Below are 23,848 nucleotides of genomic sequence, written 5' to 3' on the forward strand. Positions count from 1 at the left end.
TCTTAGACATGAATCATCGACGGTTTCCCGCTTCAACTCCCTAGTTCTAACGGTCGAAGCCAACGCTGTCCAGCGATTCACCAGAGCCGAATCGACGGCTTCACGGATGGGGCTTCGCCAAGATGCACGCTCAGATTCGCTACAAGGCGTCTGAGAAAGGGATTCGTGTGGAGACAGTGAATCCCGCGTACACCTCGAAAACGTGCCACTGTTGCGGAGAGACGGGCTACCGTCCGAAGCAGGCGACGTTCAAGTGTTCCAACTCGGCGTGTTGGGTTTCGGAGTACCAAGCAGACGTTAACGCCGCGCTCAATATTGCAGACCGCTACCTCAGTGGAGAGAGTCATTCAAGAGAACACACGGATGGCGATGACTCGGCTGAGGAAGGGGGACGTTTGACCGTCCCACAAGACAGCCAAGCCGATGCTGACACCCAGCAAGAGACGCTTGGAACGTATGCGTCTTGAAACCTTAGGGCCGCACTCGGCCTGAAATCCCATGGTGGGATTCCCGCGTTGACGAGACGCTCTGCGTCTCGTTCGCACACCAGAACGCTGTGCGTTCTGGGGACGACTTTAGGCGCGGGAGGAGGTCAATTCGAGCGTTATCGCGACCGGCGTTCCTCACGACATCGTTGTCAAAGGATTCGAAGGCGAATACGAACTCGTCGTTTCGGTTGACACACTCACCGAGTTCCGAGAGACGCTCCTCAAGTACCCAGACCGATTTCACCTAAATGAAGACGAGGTACAACAAGAAGTCGAAACCATCCGGTACTTTGCCGAGTTTGTTGACCCCCAAGAAGAGATTCGTGCAGTTGCAGACGATCCAGACGACGACAAATTTCTCGAGGCTGCTGTCGCTGGAAACGTCGACTACGTCGTCTCAGGTGATAACCACCTTCTGACACTCGATTCGTTCAGAGGGATTTCGATTGTTGACCCACGCACGTTCTACGAACACCTCGAAGCGTGAACCAAAACGCCCGGCTAAAACACAACCGCGAGCGTCTCTGTTAGTCGTCGAGATACGGCTCACAAACCCGCTCGACACCCTCCTCGAACGAAACCTCTGGCTCCCACCCTGTCGCCTCGTGTATCTTCGAGTAGTCCGCCTTGGTGTCGTGGACGTACACCTCGAAGGGATTCTCGACATACACGGGTTCGACGTCCGTCCCGAGTACCTCGTTGATCATGTCGACCATCTCGTTGAACGAGTAGCTCTCGGCAGTCCCGAGGTTGTAGATGCCCTGGAGTCGCTCCTCAGCTGCGAGTTCGATCCCTCGAACGATATCGTCGACGTGCGTGAAGTCACGCGTTTGGGACCCATCACCGAACAGCTCCGGCGACTCACCGTTCGCAATCTTGTCGGTGAACTGCGCGACGGTATTTGCGAATTCGCCTTTGTGTTCCTCCGCGCCGCCGAAGCCCTGGTACACCGAGAAGAAACGCATGCCGGCCAACTGCATGTCGTAGTGGTGGTGGAAGTACTCCGCGTAGCGCTCACGGCCTAACTTCGACGCTTCGTACCCCGTCCGCGACTCGACGGGCATGTCTTCCGGCGAGGGCTCGGTCCGCGACCCATAAATCGAAGAGGTCGTCGCGTAGACGACGGTATCACAGCCGTCCTTTCGCGCCTGTTCGACCGTATTGACGAAGCCTTCGATGTTGACACGGGCACCCTTCGTCGGGTTCTCCTCGTGCATCTTGTACGACGACAGCGCCGCGAGGTGGAACACCACGTCGACGCCCTCGGTCGGGAGGTCGTCATCGAGGACCGTCATGTCGTGGAACTCCACGTCGTCGTTGAGGTTCTCGGGCGTCCCGAGGTAGAGGTCGTCGATCGCGATGACGTCGTTGTCTTCGGCGAGAGAATTCGCGAGATTCGAGCCGATAAATCCAGCACCGCCAGTAACGAGGACTCGTTTGCCGTCCATACCTCATGGCTTTCACCAAGTGACAAGAACCTATCGTCAATGTGGTGTTTCGCTGAGTGGCTCGATCGAACTCCACAGACTGTCCATCGAGATACCTTAACCAATCGACACAATTTCAACCCCTCCGACTGACCCAGTTCCATGCAACACTACACCCGTCGGAACGCCCTCCGTGCGTGCGGCATCGCCGCCCTCAGTTCACTCGCTGGGTGTTCGGCCCTCCAAACGGACGACCAAGACACAGCGCAGCCAACATACGAGCGACTCGACGTGACGCCGGTGTACGTCGCCGAAGAAGTCGACCTCTCGATGCCTGCCGCAATCGAGACGGTGAGCGCACCCCACAACGCCGACCTGCTCGTCCTCCCCGACGAGACGGACACCGACGCCACACAGGCGGTTGAATGGCTGGTCGATGACCGAGTGATTGCACTCCTCGGACAGAATGCTGAAGGAACGTGGCTGTCGTGGGTTCAAAGCGACGCGTTCAGAGACGTGTTCGACACGCAGGGATACAGCGAGAGCGACCCAGCCCCGTCACTCGTCGTTGGTGCCAAGGTCGGTCTCAATACCACGACGTCTCGGTACTCGTGGGGCGATGCGCCATCTACTCGCGACGTTCTCGAGGCGCTCGATGAGTCCCTCGTTGCGATTGAAAAGTGGACGCCGACAGGATAACTGTCGCAATCCAATAGTGGCGGTTCCCTCGAACTACTTCTACCCGCATACACAACGTATGCATATGAGCACATCACTGACGAGACAAAAGAGAAACTGGCGCGGCTGAAGCGTGAAGACGAGAGTTGGGATGAATTCCTCGATCGATTGGCGAATGAGGGATCGGGAATGAACGCCGGTGCGTGGAAAGGAACTGACAAAGCCGAAACGGCACGCGAGGCACTCAAGCGTTCCCGAGAGAGCTTCCAGCAGTAACCGTTCTCGATTCGTCGGTTATCATCGATTACCTCGATGGTGTTGCGGAAGTCGTTGAGTTCGTCGATGACCAACCGACGTTGGTCACAGAGATGCAAGGAGGAAGCCCACGGCTTCAGCCGTGGGAGGAATCCGACAATACTCGAAACAACCCACGAGCGATAGCAATCCGACTCCCCCACACCAATCATATAGTTTATAAAGAACCTATCTAATATGTGAATTAACGATGGAGGTGATTCGCACCGTCAAAGTCAAACTCGACGTACCCAACGAGCGGTGCGACGACCTCCATCAGACCAAAACTCAGTTCCTTCACTGTGCGAACACCACCGCAGAGTGGGCGTGGAGATACCCGAACGACTACTGTGTGACCTCGAAACAGAAAGCCGAGAACGCCCTCTACGAACGACTTCGCAACGAGACGGAGTTGACGGCAAACCTCGTACAGAAAGGGATTCGACGCGCTATCGAGGCCACGAAAAGCGGTGTCGCCCGACTCGAGAAAGGTGACAACACCAGTCAACCGTACTTCAAAGCGTGGAGCGTCGTCTACGACAAACGCTCTGCGACGTTCCACCGCGACCACGTTTCGCTCTCGACAGTAAATGGTCGCGTTGAGTGCGACTACGTGATTCCCAGCGAAACTGAGGGAACGCCGATTGGCGAGTATCTGCTGAACGAGGACTACGAGTTCCGGATGTCAACGTTGCAGTACGACCGCTCCACGTCGGAGTTCTATCTCCACGCACGGATGCGCCGAACCATAGACGAGCAAGAGCAGTCCACGACTTCTTCTGAAGACGCCAAGCACAGAACAGTCCTTGGCGTTGACCTGAACGTGGATGGCTCACTCGCCGTGACTTCCACAGGTGCATTCATCGGGAACGCAGACGAGATGAACCACCGACGCCGAGAGTTCGAGAAGACTCGTGGCTCGATGCAACAGACGGGAACGCGGTCGGCGCACCTGTCGATTCAGTCGATGAACGACCGTGAATACCGTTGGATGCAGGACGAACTACATCGAGCCTCAAACCAGATTCTCGAAGAAGCTCACGACCACGGCTGTACGCACATCGCGTTCGAGAATCTGACCGATATTCGCAAACGGATGGCTGGTGCGAAGCGATTCCACGCATGGGCGTTCCGACGCCTCTCTCAGTACGTTGAGTACAAGGCGGAGATGTTCGGGATCAAGGTTGAGCAGGTGAGCCCTGCGTACACGAGTCAGCGGTGTTCGTCGTGCGGGTTTACGCACGAATCGAATCGGCGGACGAAGCATCAGTTCGTGTGTCAGAAGTGCGAGTACGAACTGAACGCGGACTACAACGCGAGTAAGAACATCGCTCGGAAACTACTCAGGAGACTCCACTCGGGGCAGACGTCTTCGAGTGGAGGCGCACCCTGTCAGTGTGCGCTCCCGTCAGGGACGCTGAACCTGAATGGCGATTTCCACGCCTCCGTCAAAACGACGGCAGAAGGGGAGTCCACTGACAAGCCCACGACCTCAGTCGTGGGTTACTGACGTCGTCCAACCGATTCGAGTCTGGTCATCTTCCCTCGTGCGTAGTGACGGCCGCTCAGGACATATATGTAAGCTGAATTATATTTCTATCCAGAAACGGACTGAAATTCGTTAGCCTGAGCCATCTGCCATGACTGCGCTCGCGGGAGTCTCTGGAGGGTTGTGACCGCCCCCCGGTCGTCCAGGGTCCCGACCAGTCGGTCCCCGTCGGCCTCGAGGACGATCTCCAGTTCGAACGGGGCCTCCGAGCGAACGGTCTGGTGGTGGACCAGTTCCAGTTCGATCAACAGCCAGTCGTACCAGGGGTCGTAGCCGTGGTCTTCGAGGAAGACGAGCACTCGCGGCTCGGTGAGCAAACAGCGGTTGCTCGGAATACTGAACCGCTGGTGACAGACGTCGCAGACGATGTCGTACTGCACCTCGAAGATGGTGTCACACGACTCACAGCGGTGGCCCGGTTCCACGTGGTGGTCCCGACACACGAGGGGCGTCACGCTCGTGGTTCCGGTACAGTCGGGACAGACGCCTTCGATTGCGGACATGATCTGGTGTTTCACCATGACATCGAGCGCTCGGTAGAACTCCGTCGGGTCTCGACTGCGAGTCCCGATCGGTGAGAGCGATTCGGTCAGGCTCAATGCCCCATCGAAGCCGGTGCCACCGAACGCGCCGTCGCACTCGGTACACCTAATCGCGAAGTACCCACGGGTCAACTCCGTGTTGCACTCGAAGACGGTTTGACCCCCACAGAGTTCGCACGGCTTGTCGTTCGGGACGGCGTCGAACACGAGTTCGTCGGTGAACGCACCGGCGAGGATAGCGCTGACCACACGCTCGCCCTCCCGTCGGAGCATGTACCCGTCCGCCCCGTGGTGGACGAACCGGCCGAGGAGGGGCTTGAGGTGGTAGTTGAACTGCGAGCCGTCCCGCATTCCGAGCGCCTTCCGTAACGCTGAGAACGTCATCGGGTGCTGCGGCACGTGTTCGTCGAGACGCCGCTGTTCCCAGAGCACAAAGAGGATCGCGAGTCGCGTCTCGTGGCCGAGCACGGCAAACGCTTGCTCCGGTGTCGGTCCGTATTCCGACGCTTCGTCGGCGGTCATGCTGGCATCCTAATAGGTGCCAGCGGTGGTTAACGATTGTTAACAAACACCATGCACGAGTTTTCGGGCTCGTTTGGGAGTGCATCGGTCGCCTTCGAACACACGACAGAAGAGACCATGGACGTTCTCAACACCAGGATGCACGGAACGCACCAGCATCGTTCCGAGTGTGTGGTCAACTCACGCGACCGATTCGGTGGCCACCAACAGGAGTGTCCTCGAACGAACTACAGAACGGATGGGTGAGGGCCCCACAGGAGGTCAACGGTTCACGAGACCGTACTGAATACAGGCCGCAAATCAGTCACACAGTTGGCACCAAAACATTTCTCGGGACGTAGTTGAGAGTCCGTGTATGACTAACGAAGTTTCTGACCCACGCTCTCACGACGTCTCAGATTCGGCGGTGCGCGGCATGGTCGACGCACTCAAACCGGACTGGGTGGTTCACGAAATCGAACGGAGCCCGCACGGGACCGATTTTGTTGCGAAGCTTACTGTGCAAACGCCGAACGGGAGCCGCGCCGTTGTACTCAAGGCAACGACAGCGGACTTTGTTGATCCACTCATCGCGAAATCAGAGCCGCGGCTCCTCACGTTGGTCGGTCGGGAAACGTCCATCCCTGTGCCAACCGTCTTCGGCTACTGCGACGACCACGAGCGATTTGCGGTTCCATTCTATCTCATGGAGTTCATCGATGGCGTGAATTATGAGGGAGCGGACGACGACCTCCCATTGCGTGTCCGGAAGACGATTATCCGAGAGGCAGGCGAGAATCTCGCAGCACTCCACGAACTTGGACCGCTCCCCGCATCGGGGAAAGTCGGTGTTCAGGACAAGCAGCTGACCGTGGTGGACACAGACGAACACCCCCGGTTCGACGACTTCCGCGACATGATACTGGCCACCGGTACCGACACGCTCGACAGTCTCGCCTCTGGGGGGTCTTTTCCAGAGCTTGCAGACGACCCAACACGCTTTGCTGACCTCGTCCCGGACCTCCGAGAGTATCTCCACGAGGTTGTTCCGTCGCTACAGGCACCTGATCCGCCGACGTACTGCCATTGGGACTACCGAATTGGGAACCTGCTGGTCGACCCAGAATCTGGGGCGACACAGGCAGTTCTTGACTGGGCAAACCTTTCGGCAGCAGAACCCGCGAATAACCTCGCACAGACGGAGTTCTATCTGTTGAATCCCGAAGCAGACGGCGCTCGACAGACTGCACGCCTCCGTGAACTCTTCCGAGAGTCTTACAGTTCGGCTCGAACGGCGTGGGAATTTGATGCGGCAACCCGTGAACGGATGGCTGTGTACCACCTCGTCTGCCGATTGGGAGCGATGGCCTGCCTCCCACTCTGGTATCAGGATGAATCTGCAGCAACGCGGGACAAACGGGCGCGCGAGCATCGAGCGTTCGTTGAGCAGTATCTCTAACTGGAACTGGAGCACGCTGCTGTAGATTCAGTCTCTACTACACGCTGTTGGAGGACTCCTACACCGGTACGTCGTCCAACCCACAGCTGGATACCATCCGTGGGGCGGCCGCGTCCGCATCAACGGTCACGATACCGAGTGACGATTCGCTTCATAATCGACGACTCAGCGTTCCGGAGCAAGGTCGATGCGGTACTCTCTGTACAGTTGAGCGCAGATGCGACATCACTCAACGACCCTTGCCGTGGGACATCGTAGTAGCCGATTCTGACTGCCGCTTGAACTGCCTTGAACTGACGCTCAGTACAGTCTGTCGCGACAGTCTCGTGGCGGCGGTCAAACGTCCCGATTGCGTGGACCGTGACATCGATACTCGGTGGTAACCGTTCGAGAAGCGAGCTGAGATCGCTTCCTGCGCCGACGAGCGTCATCGTAAATGTTGCATCAGCATAGTAGATGATCGGCGGAAGGACGACGAGATCTAACTCAGTATACGCTTGGCGCCACGTTCGGTCTTCGGGTCGGGTCTCTTGACAGAGATAGACGTAGAATGAGCAGTCGTCAATTGGAGTGATTTCGTACCACTGAATCGATTCGACGGCTGAAATCGCCTCTTCGTACGGCTCGCGAGCTGCCTCGACGTAAAACAGTTCGTACTCAATATCATTGCTAGATTCGATATTCCACGACAACAACTCCTCATACTGAACCACGTCGTTGTTGCGAATGAATTGCTGCATGGGATGTAACATCCAGTCCGGTTGACTGAGCGACGCACGCAGATATTTCATGTCTGCGGCGAAACAAGATTCGGTATTTAAACTTTCTAAGTGTGCAGCCATAATCCCGAAGCCGTTCTTCGGAGTACATCGAGTTGATGATACTGACACCTAGCAAGGGACTACTTGGCCTTGGACTCGTGGTGGGGCTGGGAAATCTTGCAGGCGTTTGGGCGAGTATACTCGGGTACAATTCATACTATCCACTCGGTGAACGGAACTACCAATTCTACCTCTTTTGGGGACTGTCGTACACGTTGAATCTGGTGCTTCTCGGTCTTGGTATCCTTCAGTTTGGGATGCTTGGGCTCCCACGTTGGGTGTTGTATCTTGGCGTCATGGCTATGAGTATTGGATTTGGTATCGTCCTCGTCTCGACGTCTGATCTCGGTGTGGAACAGACACAGGGACTCGAGGGTGAGTTACGGACCGATGGTCTCTATCGATACTCTCGAAACCCGCAGTATGTTGGATACATTCTCGCAACAGTCGGATACGTGTTCATCACCGGCTCACCGTTTGTCGTGCTACTTTGTTGTCTCTACCTCGCGTGGTGGCTCAGCTTTCCGCTTGCTGAAGAGCCATGGCTGCACGCACAGTTCGGAGAAGACTACACGCAGTATATGGGTCGCGTCCCGAGGTTCATCGGCCTTCGGACAGTTCAGCTGTTCGTAGAGCAAGAACGTGGCCACACGGACAACACGTGACAAACCAGCAGACGACCGAAGGTGGGTTGCGTCTTTAGAACCACCGGCGTATTACTATCTGCAGAATGGGACTGCGGCGGCAGTTAAACGCAGAGCGAACTGAACAGCCGAAGGTGGGTTGCTGACTACACTCGCCAGTCTGTCACTCGGTGCGAGGTGTGTGGGCCTCCCACGGTTGCAGACGGTATCCTCGTGTCGCCAATCGAGTGCGGTACCGAGTCCATGACCGACTGCACAGCCTCCCACCCTGTTCGAAATGAAATCTGACTCAAAGGATAACCCACGTAATATCGGCTCAGACCCCCGTTGAAACGGGTTTCAAGCGGTGAATTCAATTCGAACACGGTGTGTGACGAGACCCCGGTCGTGGGGGTTCGCCATTGCGATTGACCCATGATGTTAGAGGTTGAACTATTATAGCTCAAACTATTATAGTTCAATTACTAACTTCGGAGCACATATGTACCATCCGCCACGACATGGTGGTATGGACCAGTTCGTCAATCGTCTCGAGGAACTCGATCGGTTGCAAGCCCTCTATGAGAGTGGTGCTGCAGAGCTTGCAATCATCTATGGTCGCCGCCAGATCGGCAAGAGCGAACTCGTCCGCCAATCGATTGCCGACCGCGACGATGCTGTGTACTATCAGGCAGTCCAAGGAACAGCGACGACACAGCTCAGGCGATTCGTCGAGGCAGCAGCGTCGACCTACCCAGACATCACGGCCGTCAAAGAGGAATGGGAACCGCTCGTAACATACCTCACCGACAAAGACGCAGTCATCATCATCGACGAATTCCCGTACCTCATCGAATCGAACGAGGGGCTTCCCTCGGTCATTCAACACCTGTGGGATACAGCTGTCGGTGAGAGTCAGGCAACACTCGTACTCACAGGCTCTGCAATCGGCATGATTCACACCCACGTCCTCGATGGTGGTGCGCCACTCTACGGCCGGGTCTCTCAGACACCGAATGGCCGCCTCGAACTCACCCAGCTGCCGTTTCGATCCATCCAAGAGTTCGTGCCGACGTACGATCCCGAAGAACGGGTGTTCGTCTATGGCGTCTTCGGTGGCACACCCCGATATCTCAGCCCACTTGATCCATCACAGAGCCTCGGAGAGAACGTCACGCGGCTACTGTGCGACCCGGATGGCCCACTCCACGACGAGCCCGAGACCGTCCTCCAGATGGAGCTCAACGAGGTGAACACGTATTTTTCGGTTCTCGAGTCGATGGCCAGCGGGAACCGCAGTCGAAACGAGATTGCGCAGGGAGCCGGCATCGAGAGCACCAACACGTCGTACTACTTCGACCGGCTGGAAACCCTCCAGATCATCGAGAAACAGCATCCGGCACTCGCCGACCCGGCGCGCAGCAAGCGGACTCGGTACAAGATTCGAGATCCGGTATTCCGGTTTTACTTCCGGTATCTCTACGGCCGCGGGGGACAGTACGAACTCTACGGCGAGAACGCCTACGCGGATCTCATCGAACCGAGATTACCAGACTTCGTTAGTGAAACGTTCGAATCGCTCTGTCACCAGGCAGTACCGGCGCTCTATACAGACTACCAGCTCACACAGGTGCCAAGCCAGTGGTGGTACAAGGGCCAGGAGATAGATGTCGTCGCACCAACCGACGAATCAACGCTGATCGCTGGCGAAGCGAAATTCACCAACGCTCCCCTCGGTTATGACGTGCTCGCGGACCTCGAGGACGACGTAGAGCACATCGATTGGACACCCTCCGGCGGTGGTGAGCCGACGTATGAATTCGCCTTGTTCAGCCGTTCTGGGTTCAAACGCTCCGTCAAGGAAGCTGCAGACGAACGTGATGACCTCCGCCTATTCGATCTCTCTGATATCGTTGCTGTTCTCGAGAGTTGAACAGTCACGCCTGCCCCTGGGAACGGGATTGAGGAAGGGTCTGCACGGAACTCTTCACCGTCCGAACGCTTATCCTCTGAGATCGATTCGAGTTCAGTATGGCAAGTGTGACCCGGGACGGTGACCCCAACGGAGTTGAGTTCGTCCGCGAAGATGATGGGAGCATCACCGCCCACGACACCGAGACCGATCTCGCACGTGGTGGCGACACCCGGGCAGAAGCACTCTCGCAACTTGCGGAGGTTCTTGTTCTCCACGAGGGAGGTGGTGAACCCCTCACCGACGATGACCTCGAAGAACTTGGCCTCAACCCCCATGAGTTCGAGAACCGCGACCTGCCCGATTTCACGCACTAACTGCGACGACTGGGTTGGGGAAATACAGCCACCGAGTCAGTGACCCACGACTGAAGTCGTGGGAGAAGTCAGTCTGTCTTGACGCCCCACGCGTCATGATCCGTGGCGGCGTCCGTTTCTTCGTCACCGTCATACCCATCAAAATCCGCAAACGTTCCACTCCGTTGTTGGACAACCCGAACTCGAATACTTCCGTCGTCTTCGAGATGCCAACAAAGCTGATCCCCATCGTCGATCCCCAGTTCTCGACGAATCCGTGCTGGAATATTCGCCTGGTTCCCAGACACCGTGCTTTCAGCGTCTACTGGGTCACTCATGGCTAACCACTAGAACTACTGGTGAAAAGCCTAGTGTGTCGCCACACTACCAAAACTACGGTTGGGTCGACGCGAAACACACCCTACCCCATCGACAACCCCGCGCCCAGACCAGCCCCGATCGCCACGCCGATTGCAATCCCGAGTGCGAGGTTGTCCATCGCCAACCCGAGTGCGACCCCGAGGCCGGTCCCAATCGCAATCCACGTTCCCACCGTCGCCGAATCCAGTCCGCCGTCGTCCTCACGCATACGAGAACAATCGCAGGAAGGCGAGATAGATGTTCGCGACAGAGAACCATCCACCACCCTGACTACAAGCTGGTCTCACAGCTGTACACCTGCCACACCGCACAACCTGTGGTGTCCCACAACTTTACAAATAAGAAACCTATCAACAACCGGCTATGTCGGGGCAGGCGGTTCACAGCGAGCGCTAACACTCGCGATGCCGCGACGAAGGGAGTTGTCGAACACGGGACCAACAGACGCGACACGACACCAATACATGGGACACAAACTCACACAGACCGCGAGTATACTCCTGCTGTGCGGCCTCATGGCCACCGCACCGATTGCAGGCGCGACGACAATCGACCATCAAGAACAGCCCACGAAACAACCACGCCTCGAACCGACAGGGACGCTCGCAATACAGAGCGGAAACGGGACCGAAGCGAATCCGTACGTCATCACCAACGCCTCTGGGCTGGCCGCGATACGCGACGACCTCGATGCCCACTACGTCCTTGGGTCGGACATCGACGCGACCGAGACAGCGACGTGGAACAACGGCTCCGGTTTCGAACCCATCGGAACGTTCGGGACGCCGTTCACGGGCACGATTGACGGTGAAAACCATACCATCGAGGGGCTGACGATTGACCGGCCGTCGACGAGTGGTGTCGCCCTCGTCGGCTACGCCTCGGAGAGTTCGATAACGAACCTCCGACTGACCGACGCCACCATCACTGGTGACTTCACCACTGCTGCCCTCGTCGGGTCGGCAACAGACACCCTCGTCCGCGAGATAACCGTCGACAGCACGGTGACCGGAAGCGGGACCGTCGCCGGCGTGGTAGCGTCCACCGACGGCGGCACGGTCGAACACGCACACGCAGCCGTCACAGTAGAGAGCCCCGGCAGCGCAGGCGGCCTCGTTGCCGAAAACGAGGGGACCATCAGCGACGTCGTCGTGACCGGGCACATCACCGGTGGGCCGTACGCCGGTGGCATCGCGGCACAGAACCCCGGGACGATCGAACGCGCGGCGGTGAACGCGACCGTCGTCGGGACGACCGATGACACGAGTGTCGCGACCGGGGGTGTCGTCGGGTATAATTCGGGGAACATCACCGCGACGCACGCCCACGGGCGCGTGTCCGGCACGAACTACGTCGGCGGGCTCGTCGGGTCGAGCAACTACGAAAGCGGGGTTGTCGCGAACTCGTACGCGACGGTGAACGTGACTGGGGAGTCAACTGTCGGCGGGCTCGTCGGCGGCCTGTACTACGGTAGCTCGGTCACGGGATCGTACTGGAACGAACAGACATCCGGGCAAGCGACCTCTGCGGCGGCGGGCAACGGAAGCGTCCGGCGCTCGACCGCGGCAATGACGGGTGAGGCGGCCACGACGAATCTGACTGCGTTGGACTTCGCCGAGACGTGGCAGGTTGAGTCGGGTGCGTATCCGGACCTTGTCGGGGTGCGTGGCGACAGCTATCTCGCGTCTGTTGATGACGACGAAGGCAGCGACACTCAGACCGCCGCCATCAGTATTGCGGACCAGACGGTTCCGGCCGGGACCACGACAGTCACCGTCGAGTCCGCCACGTACGAAGTGACCGACGATGGGACGACGGTAAGCGAGCCGTTCTACGTGGTCGTCCACGAGCGGACCGCCGATGGAGCACTTTCAGCACCGATCGGGAACTCCACGAGACTCTCGCCGGGCACCCACAGCGACGTGACGGTGCGGCTGGGCGTGGACGCGTCGTCATCGGATTCACTCGATGCACTCACGGCGAACACGACGCTCGTCGCGATGCTGCACCGAAGCGACGCCGACACCGCGACCGTCGGCACCCCCATCGAAGTCAATTCCTCGACTGTCTCACAGGCAGCGAGGATAACCGTCACGGACGACGCACCGACGCTGGATGTCGTCCCCGGTGGGGCGACGGCCCCGCCCGGTGGGGTCGTCGAACTCCCAACGGGGATCACAAACGAGGGCGACGCGCCCGCGGCGGTTTCGCTTACGTTCACCGACATCCCCGGTGAGACCGTCACCGAGACTGACGCCGCCGGCGGAACGTGGAACACGAGCGACTACTCGTGGCGACTCGACGAACTCAGCCCGGGGTCGTATACCGATCCTCGATTCGCGTTCCGAGTGCCGGAGAACGCGACCCCCGGCCGCTATACTGCGACTGCAACGGTCACCAGCAATGGGACGACACGAGAGGTGACCTATCCGGTCACCGTTGCGACCGCATCTGACCTCCGACTCACCGTCGGGAACGCAACGGTACCGACGGGGACGAACGTGACTGTCCAAGCGCAGACGTCGCCCGCTTCAGGCGGCGTGTACTATGCAGGAAACGTGGCGTACGATCCGTCAGTCGTGGAATTGCAGCGTGTGACGGCCGAAGAGCATGCGGTCTTCTATGAAACCGACACCGAAAACGGGACGGCGTTTTTCAGCGTCCAGAACACGGGTGAGGGGTATCTTCAGGATCCCGTGGTGAACCTCACGTTCGAAACGACCGGTGCGAACGGGTCGACAAGCCCGATCGAAGTCACGCAACCGGAACTGTTCACCAACGGTGAGAACTACGTGAACTACCCCGTCGACAACGGCTCGATACATATCGAGAGCTCCAAGACCGACGAACCGACGCCGCTCGCACTCAACGCAACGACCGAACTGGTTGACGGTGACCTCGTCCTCACGGTCACGGCGAACGAGTCGCTCGACTCGCTCGAAGCCGTCCTCGCGAGCACCGAGACGGTGTACCAAGAGACGATCACGCTCGATGCGTTCACGGAGACACAAGACGGGTCGACGTACGTTTACACGACACGATACGTCAACACGAACGACGGCGAGTACACGCTCGATGTGTCGGCGAGTGACGACACGGGGGCGCAGACGGACCTGACCCAAACCCTCACCGTCGGCGACGAGCCGACTGCGCCGACAGTCGACCTCGCGATTGCCGCTGTCGATGCCCCCGTCGGACCGAACAGCACGACGACAGCCGAACTCGTCGCTCGAAACGTTTCGACTGGCATCGGTGCCTACGAGGCGACGATTTCGGTTCCCGAGGCGTCGGGGGTCTCGATAACCGACGTCAACAGTACCGGGTCGCCTGAGTTCGCCGAAACCACCTACAGTCACAACAACACGTCAGCGCGGGTGAGCGTCGTCGGCAGGACGCCGACCGAAACCGAACGCGAGTCAGAGACGCTCGCGACGCTCACACTCGAAACGGGGGCGACCATCGACGAGGGCGACACAGTCGTCAGCGTCTCGGATGCGAACGTCTCGACCGAGGGAGGCGATGAAATCATGGTCACGTCGATGACGGGCGATACCGTTCCACTCGCCGCACTCGACCCGGTCGGCGACTTCGAATCACCGCCGACCGATCCTGATGGTGACGGCATGTACGAAGACGTCAACGGCGACGGCAATGTGACCGTCTCCGACGTGCAGGCGCTCTTCACCCACCGGGACAGCGACGCCGTCACAGAGCAAAGCGAGCGCTTCGATGTCACCGGAAACGGGGTGTTCAACATCGTCGACATCCAGCGATTGTTCTACACGACGACGACCTAAGTTCGCTCGCGGCACCCCGCCGTGAGCGTTCGTCGTGCGTGACGCGTGGGTGGGTTCGAATGCCGCCCGTTCTCCGATAATGCGGACGAACAGTAGCTGTTCGACCGCCAACGCGTGGCCGATAGCAGCAACGGTGACCTCCGAACGCAGTCGGAGGGCGGGGTGTCGGACAGCCTCGTCGCGACAGGAGCGGGAGCCCTCACCGACCGACACCGGAACAGGAACACTCAGCGTTCAGGCTTGGTCTGTCTCGGCCGGGCCAGTCGACTCGGACACGAACAGCGTCACCATTCAACCACCGAGATTCATACACCTCCCAGCGTACCACTCTGGTATGAGTACATATTCGATTTTGGGACCGTCACTTCTCGCAGTCGTGCTGCTGTTGTTGCTGAGTGCGTTCTTTTCCAGCAGCGAGTCGGCGATCTTTTCGCTCCCGGATAACCTGCAGGCCGCGACCGAAGACAGTACGAAAGACAGCCGCACGCTCCAACAACTCCGTGCGAACCCACACCGACTCCTCGTCACGCTGCTGGTCGGCAACAATCTCGTCAACATCGCCATCACCAGCATCGTCACACTACTGGTTGCACGGTTCGTTCCCCCCGGATACACCGTCGTGATCGCAACACTCACCGTGAGTGTGCTCGTCCTCGTCTTCGGGGAAATCGTGCCGAAATCCTACGGCCTCGGCCACGCCGAGTCGTGGAGTCTCCGTGTCGCCCGCCCAATCTCGTACGTCGAACGCGTACTGAGGCCACTCGTTGCGCTGTTCGACATCGTCACGCGATGGCTGACGACACTCATTGGCGGCGACCAACAGATCGAGAAACCATATCTCGACGAGGACTAACCACCACCCCGACGGGCGTGGCATTCAGCATCGACTCCCGTTCTAACCGCCACGGACGAAAAGCGTATACGCACAGTTCAGGAACACACAGCGTTCATCAACAAGCCCTGTGAACCACCAGACATGAGCACCCCATGAGCACACGCGTTCCAGAACTACTGATCTCGATTGGGGGATTGGCACTGGTGACTCAGTCGGTCGTGTTCGAAGGGACCTTCGGACTGGTGGCGAACCCGGGTGTCTCTGGCGGCCTTCGCGACATCCTGAGCGGTGGGCTGTTGCTGGTGGCAACGGGCTGCCTGTTCGGTGGTGTGTATCTCCACCGCACGAATCGCTGACTGGGTCAGCCGGTCGAGTCGTAGACAGCCAGATACAGTATTCCAACGAGGCCGATGAGTCCAAGGCCAAGGTATCCAGATTGCGGGACCAACTGCCCGTAGCTGAACACGCCGATGACGATCAGGACGAGCAGGTAGAACTCGATCAACAGCAGGTGTCTGCGGAGGGCCGAATCCATGGATCCACTATCGTCGGCGGAGTTATTGTAAATTTGACTCTTGTTCGACGACCGACAGCACGAGTGTGGTCCTCCTCAGGTGGTCGGTATCGAAGTCCCGGCGTGGCTGAGCGACCGCCACGAGAACCGAATCGGTCTCACTGTATCGGACCCACCGTGTGGTGTTTCCATATGGGGAACACCACAAGGGTTAATTACCCGTGCGTGTGTGGCTTCTGTATGAGCAAAGAGGAACGCGAAGATACTGGCCGATACGCCGAAACCGTCACACTTGACGACACACTCGGTGTTTTTGAGATCGTTGATGGGCCTGTCGTTACCTCTGGGGATGTCGCTGAAGCGCTCGATTGTTCTCGTGAGACCGCACGTCGAAAGCTGCGTACGCTCGAAGAGCATGGACGGGTTGCCAGTCGAAAGACTGCTGGACGGGTTATCTGGTGGCTTGTTGACGAACACGAGCCTGTCTGCGGTGTTGACCCCGACGACCCCGTCTGGGAATTTGAACCGGGTACGTCAGGCGAGTCGGATGTGTCTGAGAACGTCGATGAAATCCTCTACGGCAAAGAATCTGCATGAGCGGAACAGGCGCAACACCGATATTCATCGATACCGGCGCATTTTACGCACGCACGGACGAAGACGACAAACATCATGAAGACGCGAGCCGTCTGTTCCACGGAATTCGATCTGATGACATGTCCTATCGGCCAATTTACACGTCTCAGGCTGTACTCTCAGAGTTTGCGACGTTGGCCCTCTACAAACTCGGCCACGAGACGGCGTCGAGAGCAGTAACTGCTATCCGCGAGTCGTCTAGCGTGAATATCATTCCAGTCGGTAAACCAACGTTCGAGACTGCAGCAGAGCAGTTCACCGACTACGACGACCAGCAGATCTCGTTCGTCGACCACACGACGAGCATTCTCGCTGATGAGCGTGGTATCGAACACATCTTCGCGTTCGATAGTGATTTCCGAACGTTGGGATTCTCTCTGGTTCCTGACGACATGAACCTCTGACACACCACAACTGCCACGTTACTCCTGTGCAGACGTCGACTCGTTGAGCACCGTCTGCTGGATGAGTTGCCTTACGCCTCTGCGAAACCGTTCGGACGCCGAACTATCTGAGATGTCAAGTCGGTCTCCCAGGTCGGCCAGCGAACACGTCCGCGGAATCTCTAGATATCCACACGCAGCCGCTTCGACCAGCAGCTCTCGTTGGGCGTCCGTCAGCGACACACTCGGTCCGTCCTGGTATGTCTCCTCGTAGAGTCGCTTGACGGAGATGTCGATCTCGTGGTCACGACAGAACTGCATGATGTGTCTGAACGCGTCTCGACTCGGGAACTGGGCGTGACACCGCCAGCCGTTGTTGGTTCCGACCGCGCGCTGGAGGACGCCCCCGACCGAGATGAACTCGGGCATGAGATTCGTCTCGTCTCCGACCGGAGTGAAGTCCACTCGGTAGAACCGGCGGTCGCCCGTGTCGTCCAAGACGGTTGGATTCGTGACTGAGCGGTCGTCAGCCAGTGCCCGCTCGACCGCCGCGAAGTCGTCGCTCCGCACCGAAAAAAGCATCTGCGTCCGGTCGTCTGGCCCCCGATACGTCTCTTCCCACTTGACCTCAATGTCGGGTATCTCCCGTAACGGCGTGAGCAAGATCGGATGGTCGATTGTGAATTCTGCTATGAGCATTGCTAGCTCCCCTCACCAGATGATAAAATGTGAGGGTCATAGATAAACACCCGGGAGGCTCAGGCAGGAGAGTGAATGTGTTCTCGATAGAACAACCAGTAGATGTCAACCTTCGACGTGCCGTCGTCGCAGCAGGAACCTGATCGCCTCGGGGTGCTGTGCGAGGTTTTAGCAAATGAGCGTCGTCGCCACGTCCTGTACGCTCTCCGTGACGCGGACGAAGCGACAGTCGCTGTCGAGCGGCTCGTCCAGTCGCTCGTCGAGCGGACGGGTGACGAGACAGCACGAGTTGAACTGCATCTGCACCACGTTTCGCTGCCGAAACTCGTCAACGCAGGCGTCATCGAACACGACCGCCGGAGTGGCTGTGTCCGGTATCGGCCATCCCCACAGCTCGAACAACTGCTAGAACAGGTGTCGGCACTCGAAGAGCGGGACTAGTCGCACTCCAACCCAACAGCCTATCCGAGAACGTCCCCACCCTACTCTTCGGACTGCCGACGGGCCTCGTTGATCAACGTCGGGAGGACGATGCCCACACCGAACAGCGCGACGAGTTCGACAAGCCCGTTCCCCAGATACTCTTGTGCTAGGTACCAGGCGGTAAGCCCGAGAACCATGAACACGAGCGTCGTCTTCGTCGCGGCACTCAGGAGACGGTCACGAGCCACAGCCGTTGTTCAGCGCCCGCGAGTGTAAATTCGACCCACGAAGTTCTCGACGAGACGTTCCAACAGCGCTGGCACAGAGAACAAACACGTGCTGACGCAGGAGATCCACGTCACCCACGACCGACGTCATGGCGGTACTAACTAGATCTACGCCGTGGGCAATAGTGGGTAAAGCATTTCTTGTAGTGGGTTATAGTGGGTATCACGATGGAAATAGACGCCCGTGACCTGCGAACCAACGATACCGACGACCGAGGTCGAATTTATCTCGGGACGGAGTACGCGAACAAGCGCGTGACCGTCGCTGTAGTAGAAGTCGAAAACAACCACCCTGACGAAGACGAACTCGCCGCTGCCTATCAAGAGGCCTCTGAGAGTGCGGTATCGTTGGCCGAAGCGTGGGACGACACGTCGGACGAAGCGTGGCAGGGGCTGGATGAATGAGCGAGGAGACGGACGTTCAACGCGGTGACGTCGTCATCGTCCGATTGGATCCTGCTGAAGGCCACGAGATGAAGAAGACCCGGCCGGCAGTTGTGATCCAGAACGATGTCGGGAACGCAAATTCGAGTACGACTATTGTCGCACCCGCGACAGGCACGTACCGTGGCTACCCGTTCGAAGTACTGGTCGAAGCGGACAACTCACCATTCGAGAAGGATTCGTCAGTCCGGCTTGATCAGATTCGTGTCGTCTCCATCGAAAAGCGGATTCACTCGGTCGTCGGGAACCTGGCTACAGGAACGATGGAACAAGTTGACGATGCACTCAAACTGAGCCTCGGACTCAATTGAACGCGTTACCGTTCGTCTTTTTGGCAGTAAATTCACCTCCCGATAGGCGCGACGGAATTCGTGCTGGCGATGTGAAGCAGTACTGTACCCCCACGACTTCATCTGTTCTCGGAACGTCGATGGGGAGGCTCGTCGATGCTATCCGGTGAAACACAACCGAACTATCCTGTCTTCGGCGGCAGGTCGAATCGCGGTGCGAACACTAGGGCGGAGACAGAGAGATCGTTTCGTGTGCTTCGAATCGGAGCGTCCTGAGTACACACGCTTATGCGGTGGTTTCTGAGGGGCTAGTCATAGCTACGAAAGCAAACGAAACATACGAACTCCGGTTTCATTTATGAGTGCACCCGTCGCGTGAAACTGCATTTGAGACGCGAGTCACCCCACGGTTTCATCTGTTGTTTGGAGCTACAGAACGCACTCCCTCCCCCCCACGACTTCATCTGTTCTGAGACGGGGAATCACCTCCGAGTGTGGGCAGGGATGCCGTCTGTTCTTTGAGGTCGGCGTGGTGACTCGACGACCGACCAAAGCCGATGCAGTCGGGCGAAACGCATACGAACTGTCCTATCTCTCGGCGACAGGGTCGGTTGTGGTGAGATAACGGCGTTGCCCGAGACAGAGAGGACGTTTTGCATGCTTCGAAGCGCAGGCATCCCCCACGGCTGCAACCGTCCCGTGGATCACCGCTCCGAATGGTTCTTGACGACACGCACCGCCCATTCGAAGCGAAGGGTTTGTTCGTGGTGCAGTCGCTGCCGAAGATTCGGGCGTCCCGCAAGAACAGATGAAGTGGTGGGGGGAGAAAGCGGACCGTATCGAACGGTCCACACCTGGGATGTGCAGACGCTACGGAATTCGTTCTGGTGATGTGAATCAGTAATTCACCCCCGCGACTTCATCTGTTTCGGCACGTTTCAAGCTGTAACGCCCATGGTATCGGTCCTTCCATTCTCAAGAGGAAGCGACCACATCGATGAGACTGAGTAGCCATACGACGGTGGCACTCGCTCGAACGCATGCGAACCCGACTCATTCAGTCACCTGGACTTGTGCGTAGCAACAGCTCGAAACTCCCGAAACGACGAATGCGGAGCGTCTAGGGACCGCGAGTGGAACGTCACGCTCGAACCAGTACTCCATCTGGTTCGACATTCGCGACACCACCCACCCCCACGACTTCATCTGTCAACGCCGGCTCGACCGTGTACACAGCCGAAGTCGACGCGAGCGGAACGCAGAACCACACAAGTCGGCTTTTGCAGTCACGTCGCCTACACGAGACATGGATTGGAAGACGAAAGCGAAACTGGGAGTCGGCATCATCGGTGTGGGGCTGGCCGCCGCGACGGCCTGGACGGCCCTCGACCGCGTGAAAAACCGCGGGACTGAACGGGTCCCCTACAAGACGGTCGGTCGAATCGATGGCGTCGAACTCCGGCGATACCCGGAGACGATTCGCGTCCGGACCACCGCGTCCAACGGCCGAGAGGCGTTTTTCGGTCTGTTCAACTACATCGACGGCGCGAACGAAGGCGGCACGCCCGTCTCGATGACCACACCCGTCGAAACGGGTACGGACACGAGGGCCGCCGGAGACGAGGCCACCAAGACGGGCGAGTTCATCTCGATGACGGCTCCCGTCGAGATAACCCGGGCAGACGGCGCGACGGTGTCGTTTTTCCTCCCTGCAACGTACACGCCGGAGACCGCGCCGGAGCCAACGAACGACGACGTGGAACTCGTCGTCGACCCGCCGCGGACGGTAGCCGTCCGCCGGTTTTCCTGGTGGGCTCCGAGTGTCCGTGTCTCGCTGAACGAACGCACTCTCCAGAAGACGCTGGCCCACGCCGGTATCGAACCGACTGGTGAGGCCCGTCTTTTGCGCTACGACGCGCCCTTCACGCCGCCGTGGCTCCGGACGAACGAAGTGGCCGTCGAGGTGGACACGACGAGCGTCCGGCGGGCGCTGCGTTGAGAACACGAAGCCTGTCTGTGAATGGGCGTTTCGTGTGCGTGGTGTCTATTGCCACGCGGCGTGCGAGTGTACCGCACCGGCAGCACTAATTTAATAATATATTGACATTATCCTGCCACTCAGGGTGAGGCGTTCTCCTTGAGTCTCCGTACTCGAACATAGCCTAATTCAAAATAGCCTATTTTGAATTTGGTTATTCGGCATGGTTAACTGCGTGCGAGGATATATGAGGTCCATGGAACGCTTTGTGAATCGGGAAATCGAACTATCTCGGCTGCGAGAGTGCTACGCGTCCGACAGCCCAGAGATGATTGTCATCTTTGGACGGCGTCGGCTCGGAAAAACACAGCTCGTTCAACACTCACTCACGCAGCGAGATGATGCAGTCGTATACCAAGCGACGCAGACGACACCACAGGTGCAACTTGACGAATTCGTTGACGCCGCCTCAGGTTCCTTCCCTGGCATTGAGCATATCAAACAGAATTGGGAGTCACTACTCGGATATCTTGTCGAACAAGGCGGAATTGTCGTACTCGACGAATTTCCATATCTCATCGACGCCGACAAGAGCATCCCTTCGGTGATTCAGCGATTGTGGGACCAACGCCTCCAGAACACGAGTGGAACACTCATCCTCGTTGGATCATCGATTAGCATGATGGAGGAAGCAACCCTGTTAGGAAACAGCCCGCTTTACGGGCGATTCACCGAGAAAATCGATCTCCGACAACTCGGATTTGCTGCTGCCCAGGAGTTCTTCCCGGAAAGCTACACGCCTGAAGACCGAATTTTTGCATGGGGCATCTTCGGTGGTGTTCCATACTATCTCGATGGCATCGACCTTGAGAACGACCTTGGAACCGTGATTTCTGACTCCCTCCTCTCACAGCGGGGATATCTCCATAACGAACCGGAGTACGTCCTCCGAACTGAGTTAACTGAGCCGAATCGATACTTTGCGATTCTCAAGGCCATCGCTGCAGGGAATACCACGTCAAATGAGATTGCACAGATGGTTGGAATCGACGGAAAACAGATTTCGACCTACACCCAGAAATTAGAGCGCCTTCGGCTCATCGAACGTGAGGTCCCACTCACAGAAGAGAAAGCTCGCTCTCGGCGTGGCCGTTACCGAATTCTCGACCCACTGTTTCGGTTTTGGTTCCGATTTGTCTACGGGAACGAAGACCGATACGAGCGATTGGGCGACGAAGCGTATGAGGCGGTTATCGAGCCTGAACTCCCTGACTTCGTGAGTTCACAGTTTGAAGTCCTCTGCCAGGATGCGCTTCCTGGATTGTACCCGGATAAGACGTTCTTAGATATCGGCCGGTGGTGGTACAAAGAACACGAAGTCGACGTCGTCGGTTTCACTACGGAGGGGACGATGGTCGTCGGCGAGTGTAAATTCACGAGCGCCCCGCTCGACTACAGTGCGCTTGCGTCACTCGAAGAACACACAGAAGAGATCAGATGGACCCCCGACAGTGGCGGTGATGTCGACAGAGCGTATGCACTGTTTACTCGGAGCGGGGCGACCCAAACTGTCCGAAAAGCGGTTGCAAAGCGAGATGACGTGCGGCTGTTTGGGTTAACTGACATAACAAACAACGTGTAGCCCGAAAGCCCGCAAGCCAACCACCGTGGGCTCACGGTGGTGAGCACCGCCTGAGTGACCCACCTCGGGGCCACGTGATTCGCGACGCGGAGTCGCTCGTCACCACGGACAGCGTCGCGTGCCGTCCACCCCGAGACACTCGCCGTGGGTATCTACCGTCGCCCGCTACGGACCCGCAGTCGACGCCGTTAGCTCACGACCCGCGGCCGTTGCCACGGTCCGTGTCGTGTCCATTCTTGCGCCCATTGCCACGGCCCTTATCGTGTCCCTTCTTGCGCCCGTTGCCCGGTGCGTCGGCGCTACACGATCCCACCGCGACGTCTGCACTCGCGTCGCTGGTCACGCGGAATATCGCCGTCGTGCCGCTGATTTCGTGGCCGACGAAGACGAGCGGGTCGTCAATCGGGCTCTCTTCGGCGGTCGCGAAGTCCAGCCCCTCCGGGCCGAGGTCGCCGGCAGCGCCGGCGGGCGCGTCACCGTCTTCGATGGCCGCTTCGATATCGACCGAGAAGTCTCGGTTGTTGACGTACTCGACGAACGTGGCACACTCGGGGTCGGTGATGTCGTACACCATGACGCCGCCGATGCGCTCGAGGCCGATGAACGCGTAGTACCGGTCGCCGACCTGCCCGATTGTCAGCCCCTCGGGTTCGGGCCCTTTGTTGTCGCTGCGGCCGTAAGGGTCGTGTTCGTTGTTGTCGTTGTTGAACTGGTCGCCGAACCGCTCGGCGGTGATGTCTTCGAAGTCGCTCCCGCTGTCGAACACCCGCATGCCGTTCGTCGTAAATTGCCTCGAGGTCAAGTGGTTCGAGAGACCTACGGTCTCTCGTCATCACGAAACGGCGCAGCCGTTTCGGACGACCCCGAGGCTTTCGCGTGGACTCCCGTT

General features: G+C 58.3%; 26 protein-coding genes and 1 pseudogene. 17 read left to right on the top strand and 10 right to left on the bottom strand.

Going from position 1 to position 23,848, the window contains the following annotated elements; translation table 11 throughout:
- Positions 1-89: 89 nt before the first annotated feature.
- Positions 90-467 (top strand): annotated as a pseudogene (locus AM590_RS20150) (transposase); the annotation flags it as partial.
- Positions 468-606: 139 nt separating this feature from the next.
- Complete coding sequence (locus tag AM590_RS20155) at positions 607-975, top strand: putative toxin-antitoxin system toxin component, PIN family (RefSeq protein ID WP_082677776.1); 369 nt, start codon at positions 607-609, stop codon at positions 973-975.
- A 40-nt stretch (positions 976-1,015) separates the two neighbouring features.
- On the opposite strand, the gene AM590_RS18445 is transcribed toward AM590_RS20155, so the two are convergent.
- The gene (locus AM590_RS18445; protein WP_058828747.1) at positions 1,016-1,936 is read right to left on the bottom strand and encodes an NAD-dependent epimerase/dehydratase family protein; all 921 of its coding nucleotides are present in this window, start codon (positions 1,934-1,936) and stop codon (positions 1,016-1,018) included.
- 141 nt (positions 1,937-2,077) lie between these two features.
- On the opposite strand from AM590_RS18445, the gene AM590_RS18450 reads away from it, so the two are divergent.
- From AM590_RS18450 to AM590_RS18455, 3 genes are all read left to right on the top strand, one after another.
- Positions 2,078-2,614: a hypothetical protein gene (locus AM590_RS18450; RefSeq protein WP_058828748.1), complete on the top strand. Its 537-nt coding sequence runs from the start codon at positions 2,078-2,080 to the stop codon at positions 2,612-2,614.
- 72 nt (positions 2,615-2,686) lie between these two features.
- Complete coding sequence (locus AM590_RS20160) at positions 2,687-2,869, top strand: antitoxin VapB family protein (protein ID WP_082677772.1); 183 nt, start codon at positions 2,687-2,689, stop codon at positions 2,867-2,869.
- Positions 2,870-3,098: 229 nt separating this feature from the next.
- A complete protein-coding gene (locus AM590_RS18455; RefSeq protein WP_058828749.1) occupies positions 3,099-4,397 on the top strand; it encodes an RNA-guided endonuclease TnpB family protein in 1,299 nt (432 codons plus the stop codon).
- An 86-nt stretch (positions 4,398-4,483) separates the two neighbouring features.
- Here AM590_RS18455 and AM590_RS18460 read toward each other — a convergent pair whose 3' ends face one another.
- Entirely contained in the window at positions 4,484-5,500 is a 1,017-nt protein-coding gene (locus AM590_RS18460; protein WP_058828750.1) for a helix-turn-helix domain-containing protein, read from the bottom strand.
- Positions 5,501-5,915: 415 nt separating this feature from the next.
- On the opposite strand from AM590_RS18460, the gene AM590_RS18465 reads away from it, so the two are divergent.
- Positions 5,916-6,938 (top strand): phosphotransferase family protein, encoded by a 1,023-nt coding sequence (locus AM590_RS18465; RefSeq protein ID WP_058828763.1) that lies wholly within the window; start codon positions 5,916-5,918, stop codon positions 6,936-6,938.
- 119 nt (positions 6,939-7,057) lie between these two features.
- On the opposite strand, the gene AM590_RS18470 is transcribed toward AM590_RS18465, so the two are convergent.
- On the bottom strand, positions 7,058-7,729 hold the full coding sequence (locus tag AM590_RS18470; protein WP_058828751.1) for a helix-turn-helix domain-containing protein: 672 nt from the start codon (positions 7,727-7,729) through the stop codon (positions 7,058-7,060).
- Positions 7,730-7,815: 86 nt separating this feature from the next.
- Here AM590_RS18470 and AM590_RS18475 point away from each other — a divergent pair, with 86 nt between their 5' ends.
- From AM590_RS18475 to AM590_RS18485, 3 genes are all read left to right on the top strand, one after another.
- Positions 7,816-8,424, top strand: coding sequence for an isoprenylcysteine carboxylmethyltransferase family protein (locus AM590_RS18475; protein WP_058828752.1), 609 nt, complete (start codon positions 7,816-7,818; stop codon positions 8,422-8,424).
- A gap of 487 nt (positions 8,425-8,911) precedes the next feature.
- The gene (locus AM590_RS18480; RefSeq protein ID WP_058828753.1) at positions 8,912-10,315 is read left to right on the top strand and encodes an ATP-binding protein; all 1,404 of its coding nucleotides are present in this window, start codon (positions 8,912-8,914) and stop codon (positions 10,313-10,315) included.
- 98 nt (positions 10,316-10,413) lie between these two features.
- The gene (locus AM590_RS18485; RefSeq protein ID WP_058828754.1) at positions 10,414-10,671 is read left to right on the top strand and encodes a hypothetical protein; all 258 of its coding nucleotides are present in this window, start codon (positions 10,414-10,416) and stop codon (positions 10,669-10,671) included.
- Positions 10,672-10,739: 68 nt separating this feature from the next.
- Here AM590_RS18485 and AM590_RS20165 read toward each other — a convergent pair whose 3' ends face one another.
- The gene (locus tag AM590_RS20165) at positions 10,740-10,988 is read right to left on the bottom strand and encodes an AbrB/MazE/SpoVT family DNA-binding domain-containing protein (protein ID WP_082677773.1); all 249 of its coding nucleotides are present in this window, start codon (positions 10,986-10,988) and stop codon (positions 10,740-10,742) included.
- Positions 10,989-11,071: 83 nt separating this feature from the next.
- Positions 11,072-11,239 carry a hypothetical protein gene (locus AM590_RS20970; protein WP_172795839.1) on the bottom strand — a complete coding sequence of 56 codons (168 nt, stop codon included), beginning with the start codon at positions 11,237-11,239 and terminating at the stop codon, positions 11,072-11,074.
- Between the two features lie 256 nt (positions 11,240-11,495).
- Between AM590_RS20970 and AM590_RS21210 the strand changes: the two genes are divergently transcribed.
- Positions 11,496-14,828 carry a dockerin type I domain-containing protein gene (locus AM590_RS21210; protein WP_253805966.1) on the top strand — a complete coding sequence of 1,111 codons (3,333 nt, stop codon included), beginning with the start codon at positions 11,496-11,498 and terminating at the stop codon, positions 14,826-14,828.
- Positions 14,829-15,162: 334 nt separating this feature from the next.
- Positions 15,163-15,681, top strand: coding sequence for a DUF21 domain-containing protein (locus tag AM590_RS18495; RefSeq protein ID WP_058828755.1), 519 nt, complete (start codon positions 15,163-15,165; stop codon positions 15,679-15,681).
- Positions 15,682-16,024: 343 nt separating this feature from the next.
- Here AM590_RS18495 and AM590_RS20645 read toward each other — a convergent pair whose 3' ends face one another.
- A complete protein-coding gene (locus AM590_RS20645) occupies positions 16,025-16,198 on the bottom strand; it encodes a hypothetical protein (RefSeq protein WP_157575490.1) in 174 nt (57 codons plus the stop codon).
- A 219-nt stretch (positions 16,199-16,417) separates the two neighbouring features.
- Between AM590_RS20645 and AM590_RS20175 the strand changes: the two genes are divergently transcribed.
- Positions 16,418-16,774, top strand: a complete 357-nt coding sequence (locus AM590_RS20175) for an HTH domain-containing protein (RefSeq protein ID WP_082677775.1) — start codon at positions 16,418-16,420, stop codon at positions 16,772-16,774.
- On the top strand, positions 16,771-17,217 hold the full coding sequence (locus tag AM590_RS18500; RefSeq protein WP_058828756.1) for a type II toxin-antitoxin system VapC family toxin: 447 nt from the start codon (positions 16,771-16,773) through the stop codon (positions 17,215-17,217). The genes AM590_RS20175 and AM590_RS18500 overlap by 4 nt, the downstream gene beginning before the upstream one ends.
- Before the next feature lie 18 nt (positions 17,218-17,235).
- On the opposite strand, the gene AM590_RS18505 is transcribed toward AM590_RS18500, so the two are convergent.
- From AM590_RS18505 to AM590_RS18510, 3 genes are all read right to left on the bottom strand, one after another.
- Positions 17,236-17,895: a helix-turn-helix domain-containing protein gene (locus AM590_RS18505; RefSeq protein ID WP_058828757.1), complete on the bottom strand. Its 660-nt coding sequence runs from the start codon at positions 17,893-17,895 to the stop codon at positions 17,236-17,238.
- Between the two features lie 168 nt (positions 17,896-18,063).
- On the bottom strand, positions 18,064-18,195 hold the full coding sequence (locus AM590_RS21310) for a hypothetical protein (protein ID WP_256364950.1): 132 nt from the start codon (positions 18,193-18,195) through the stop codon (positions 18,064-18,066).
- 182 nt (positions 18,196-18,377) lie between these two features.
- Positions 18,378-18,566 (bottom strand): hypothetical protein, encoded by a 189-nt coding sequence (locus tag AM590_RS18510; protein ID WP_058828758.1) that lies wholly within the window; start codon positions 18,564-18,566, stop codon positions 18,378-18,380.
- A gap of 207 nt (positions 18,567-18,773) precedes the next feature.
- On the opposite strand from AM590_RS18510, the gene AM590_RS18515 reads away from it, so the two are divergent.
- The 4 genes from AM590_RS18515 (at position 18,774) to AM590_RS18530 (ending at position 22,959) form a co-directional block, all read left to right on the top strand.
- Positions 18,774-19,010, top strand: coding sequence for a hypothetical protein (locus AM590_RS18515; RefSeq protein WP_058828759.1), 237 nt, complete (start codon positions 18,774-18,776; stop codon positions 19,008-19,010).
- A complete protein-coding gene (locus tag AM590_RS18520; protein ID WP_058828760.1) occupies positions 19,007-19,360 on the top strand; it encodes a type II toxin-antitoxin system PemK/MazF family toxin in 354 nt (117 codons plus the stop codon). Before AM590_RS18515 ends, AM590_RS18520 begins: the two co-directional genes overlap by 4 nt.
- 1,285 nt (positions 19,361-20,645) lie before the next feature.
- The gene (locus AM590_RS18525) at positions 20,646-21,338 is read left to right on the top strand and encodes a heme-binding protein (RefSeq protein WP_058828761.1); all 693 of its coding nucleotides are present in this window, start codon (positions 20,646-20,648) and stop codon (positions 21,336-21,338) included.
- A gap of 235 nt (positions 21,339-21,573) precedes the next feature.
- Complete coding sequence (locus tag AM590_RS18530) at positions 21,574-22,959, top strand: ATP-binding protein (RefSeq protein ID WP_082677778.1); 1,386 nt, start codon at positions 21,574-21,576, stop codon at positions 22,957-22,959.
- A 193-nt stretch (positions 22,960-23,152) separates the two neighbouring features.
- On the opposite strand, the gene AM590_RS18535 is transcribed toward AM590_RS18530, so the two are convergent.
- Entirely contained in the window at positions 23,153-23,731 is a 579-nt protein-coding gene (locus AM590_RS18535; RefSeq protein WP_058828762.1) for a choice-of-anchor I domain-containing protein, read from the bottom strand.
- Positions 23,732-23,848: the final 117 nt, after the last annotated feature.

Source organism: Haloferax sp. Q22, assembly GCF_001482285.1.
GTDB lineage: Archaea > Halobacteriota > Halobacteria > Halobacteriales > Haloferacaceae > Haloferax.